Below are 4,493 nucleotides of genomic sequence, written 5' to 3'. Positions count from 1 at the left end.
GCCATGTCGATCCGTCACCTGGTCGCCGCCGCCGTTCCCGGCCTGGCGGCCGACAAGGTGACGGTGCTCGATTCCAATGGCAACCTGCTGGCCGCCGGCGACGACCCGTCCAACACGAGCGCGGCCCGCACGCTGGGCGTCGAGCAGACGGTCGAGGCGCAGATCGGCGACAACATCCGCCGCGCGCTGACCCCCTATCTCGGCCCCGACAATTTCCGCGCCAGCGTCAAGGCCGACGTCAACACCGACACCCGCCAGACCGAAGAGACGATCTTCGATCCGGAGTCCCGCGTCGAGCGCTCCGTGCAGTCGGTGCGCACCAACGAGAACAGCAATCAGAAGCAGGCCTCGACCCCGACCAGCGTCGAGCAGAACCTGCCCGAGACCCAGGCGGCCAGCACCGAGGGACCGCAATCCACCTCGCAGAACGACCGCAAGGAGGAGATCACCAACTACGAGATCAACTCCAAGAAGATAGCTACCGTCTCCAACGGCTATACGGTCACCAAGATGTCGATCGCCGTTGTCGTCAACCAGCAGCGCCTGGCGACCATTCTCGGCAAGGACGCCACGCCCGAGCAGATCGCCAAGCGCGTCGCCGACATCCAGAAAATGGTGGCCTCGGCCACCGGCTTCGACGACAAACGCGGCGACGTCATCGACGTCTCCGCGGTCGAGTTCATCGACGGGCTCGACGGCGAGCCGATCGAGCAGCCGGGCATCATGGCCTCGATCGGGACATATACCGGCACCATGATCAATGCCGGGGCCTTCATCGTCGTGGTGTTCCTGGTCGCCTTCTTCGGCTTGAGGCCGATGGCCGCGGCCCTGACGGCGTCCGCCAAGCCGGCCATCGCCGGCCCGACCTTCGACGAGGTCCAGCGCTCGCTGCCGACGCCCGAGCCCGCGGTGGCGGCGATCGGTTCCGACGGAACCGCCGCGCAGGTCGGCGCGCTGCCGGGCGGCCGCCCGGGCACCACCCCGCTTGACGACCTTCGCCAGAAGATCAGGCCCGCGCCGCAGGAGCGGCTCGCCCGCATGGTCGACCTTAACGAGGAGCGCACCGCGCAGATCCTGCGCAAATGGGCCGCCCAGGAAGTCGCCGGATAGACCATGCCCTCAGCAGCCCTCTTCGATCTTCTGCCCGATTTCGGAACCCGCAGTCCCCGCGCCGGTCAGCCGCAGGCCGCGGCCGAACCCGAACGCAAGCCGGACGAACCCGCGCCTCAGGCAGACATCGGCACCCTGATCGCCGAAGCGGTCGCCGATGCGGAAACGGCGCTCGAGGCGCGCCTCGCCGCTGCCCACCACGCCGCGCTCGACGCCGAGCGCCAGGCCAACGCCGACGAGGCAAAGGTCTTTCTCGAAGGCTTCGGCGGCGATGTCGGCCAGGCCGTCGCCACGCGCATCGATGCCATGGAGGCGCGTGTCACCGAACTCGTCGGCGCCACCCTTGCCCGCATCATCGGCGGCATGGTCAGCGATGACCTGCAGAAGCGCTCTCTGGACGCGCTTGCGCGCACGATCCGCGAGGCCGTCGCCGACTCCGAGGCGGTGCGCATCGCCGTGCGCGGTCCGCTGTCCCTGTTCGAAACGCTGGCGGCCTCGCTCGGCACGCGCGCCTCCCAGCTCGATTTCGTCGAGTCGCCCGGCTTCGACCTGGCCGTCGTCATCGACGAGGCGGTGTTCGAGACGCGCATCGCCGAGTGGTCGGCTTCGCTGTCCGAGGTTCTCTCATGAGCGCTGTCGATGCCGGTGAGGCCAGGCACGAGATCATCATCGTCAAGCGCAATCATGACGGTCACGACGACGGTCATCATGGCGGCGTCTGGAAGATCGCCTTCGCCGACTTCATGACCGCCATGATGTGCTTTTTCCTGGTCATGTGGCTGATCAATGCCGCCAACGAGCAGACCAAGGCGGCCGTCGCCAGCTACTTCAATCCGGTCGAGCTGATCGACCGCAATTCCAGCCGCAAGGGCCTGGAGGACCTCGGCGACGGTCCGAGCAAGGTCGGGCTGACGGCCGACAACCCGCAGGACGGCGCCAGCAAGGCCGGCGAGGACGGCAAGGGCGGGGCCGGATCCTCGGATCGCAGGCAGACGAAGGAAGCCTCGCAGAACTCCGACCTTTCCGACGAACATTTGTTTGCCGATCCGTACGCCGTGCTGTCGGAGATCGCCACCGATACCGGTGTGATGCAGAATGTCAGCGCCAAGGGCGAAGGCGGCGCGCAGAATGCCGGCCCCGCGACCGGCGCTTCCGGCGGCGACTCCTACCGCGATCCCTTCGCGCCGGACTTCTGGTCGCAGCAGGTTGCCGCGCCCGGCGCCGAGGCAAGCGCCGAGCGCGCCAAGATCGATGGCGATCCAGCAAAGCCTGGCGAAAAGGTCGCTGAGACTCAGGTGCCGAAGGTCAAGGCTGTGCCTCCGGCGCCGCCGGTGATCGACGCGCCGCTCGAACCCCTGGCGAAAACGGCTCCCGACAAAGCGAACGCCAAGCCGCAGACGGCAAAGGCCGAAGCGGCGAAGAGTGAGGCCGCGAAGGGCGAAGCCGCGACAAGCGAAGCCGCCAAGGGCGAGGAGAAGGCCGAGGCCGCGAAGCTGGAAGCCGCGAAGGCCGAGGCGGCATCAAAGCCCGATGCCGGCGAAAAGGCGCCGAGCGCCGCTACGGTCCAGGCCGCGGCCGAGGTCAAGCAGCAGCTGGCGGAAGCCTTCAAGCCCGGCGACAAGCTGCATGACGGCGTCTCGGTCGAAGCGACCGACAAGGGCGTCGTCATCTCGATCACCGACCAGCTGGATTTCGGCATGTTCGAGATCGGCTCGGCCTTGCCGCGCCGCGAGCTGGTGCTGGCCATGGAGAAGATCGGCCGCATAGTCAACAGCCAGAAAGGCACGATCAGCATCAACGGCCATACCGATTCACGGCCGTTCCGCAGCGACACCTACGACAATTGGCGCCTGTCCACCGCGCGCGCGCATTCGGCCTATTACATGCTGGTGCGCGGCGGCGTCGACGAGCGCCGCATCACCGAGGTCGCGGGCTTCGCCGACCGCCAGCCGAAGGATGCGGCCGATCCGCTGGCGGCCGCCAACCGGCGTATCGAGATCCTGATGGCGACGGGCGGATGAGAGGTGCGACCGTCATCGGCCGCGCCATCGGCCTGCTGCTGCTGAGCGCTGCGGCGCCGTCGGCGGGCATTGCCGAGGAGGCCCTGCAGCCGTACCAGCTGGTGCGTTCGCTGCAGCTCGTGCAGGACCGCATCGCCGCCGGCGACCACGCGGCGCTGCCGATGCAGGCCAAGCTGCTCGAAATGACCGATGCGCGTCTGCGCGCGGCGGATGCGGCGGATTTCAAGGAACCGAAGAACTTTCGCGCCCTGCTCGTCTACGGCATGAGCGGCGGCAATCCCGTCACCGTCGAGGCTGCCGCCTCGCGTGCCGAGACCGACCCGCAAAGCCTCGCCATCGCCAGGGGCATCATCAGCTATCTCAACGGCCGGCCGGCCGAGGCGATCGAAACGCTTAAGCCGATCGACCCGATGGCGCTGCCCACCGACCTCGGCGCCTTCCTGGCGCTGGTCAAGGGCTCGCTGCTAGCCACCGAACAGCCGGCCGCGGCGCTCGCTTTGCTCGACAATGCCCGCCTGCTCAGCCCAGGCACGCTGGTCGAGGAAGCAGCGCTTCGCCGCTCGGTCGGCATTGCCGCGCAGCAGGGCGATGCGGCGCGCTTCGCACTCGCCTCCACCCAATATGTCGCCAGCTATCTCCACTCGCCCTATGCCAGCCAGTTCGCCGATTCCTTCGTCTCCGGCGTCATTCAACTGCACATGGCGGTCAGCCAGGACAAGCTGGCCGACATCACCTCGATGATGGATCCCGAGCGCGAGAAGGTGATCTATCTGCGTATCGCCCGCCGGGCGGCGATCGACGGTCTGACCGCGCTCTCCACCTTCGCCTCGGCCATGGCTGAGAAAGGCCGCGACGGTAACGGCAATGAGGACGACCCGCGCGCCCAGCTCTATTCCAGCCTGTCCACGGTGACTTCGAGCACCATCGACGATGTGCGCGCCAAGCTGAAGAAGATCGATCGCGGCAAGCTCTCGGAAAGCGACCGTGCGCTGCTCGATGCCGCGCAAGCCGTCGCCGGCGAAGTTGTCGCGCGGCCGGCGGTCCCGGCCGTCGAGAAGCCCGACACCGACGCCGCCAAATCTGCGCCTGGGAAACCCGCCGCCGAGATCGCTGCGGCGGAGAGACAGGAAGACGCTGACTTGCCGCCGGTCGAGGGCGCGATGTCCGAGCAGCCGGCGGTCGAGGCCTCCGCTTCCGCAACGAAACCGGCGGACGCGCAGCCCTCGGCATCGTTCGCACCGGATATGCCGGCCCCGGCAACGGCCGCGCCGTCGGCGCCGGAGCCGGCCGCGGCCGAAGCGCCGGCAGTGGCAGCGGCATCTGCCGGGACGGCGGCGGCTCAGCCCTCGCCGACGCCGGAAT

Annotated in this window: 4 protein-coding genes; all 4 read left to right on the top strand. The window is 68.2% G+C overall.

Features of this window, described 5'->3' with window-relative positions; all coding sequences use genetic code 11:
* Positions 1 to 1,110, top strand: a 1,110-nt coding sequence (locus tag EN745_RS30735; protein ID WP_127422982.1) for a flagellar M-ring protein FliF, incomplete at its 5' end; no start/stop codon positions are given.
* Positions 1,111 to 1,113: 3 nt separating this feature from the next.
* Positions 1,114 to 1,740, top strand: a complete 627-nt coding sequence (locus tag EN745_RS30730) for a hypothetical protein (protein WP_127406822.1) — start codon at positions 1,114 to 1,116, stop codon at positions 1,738 to 1,740.
* The gene (locus tag EN745_RS30725; RefSeq protein ID WP_127422981.1) at positions 1,737 to 3,131 is read left to right on the top strand and encodes a MotB family protein; all 1,395 of its coding nucleotides are present in this window, start codon (positions 1,737 to 1,739) and stop codon (positions 3,129 to 3,131) included. Before EN745_RS30730 ends, EN745_RS30725 begins: the two co-directional genes overlap by 4 nt.
* The coding region (locus EN745_RS30720; protein ID WP_189363210.1) for a chemotaxis protein MotC at positions 3,128 to 4,493 on the top strand (1,366 nt) is incomplete at its 3' end. The genes EN745_RS30725 and EN745_RS30720, both read left to right, overlap by 4 nt.

Source organism: Mesorhizobium sp. M4A.F.Ca.ET.022.05.2.1 (genome assembly GCF_003998845.1).
Classification (GTDB): Bacteria; Pseudomonadota; Alphaproteobacteria; order Rhizobiales; family Rhizobiaceae; genus Mesorhizobium.
Note: the sequence above shows the minus strand (reverse complement) of the source record. Positions and strands in the feature narration are given on the sequence as shown.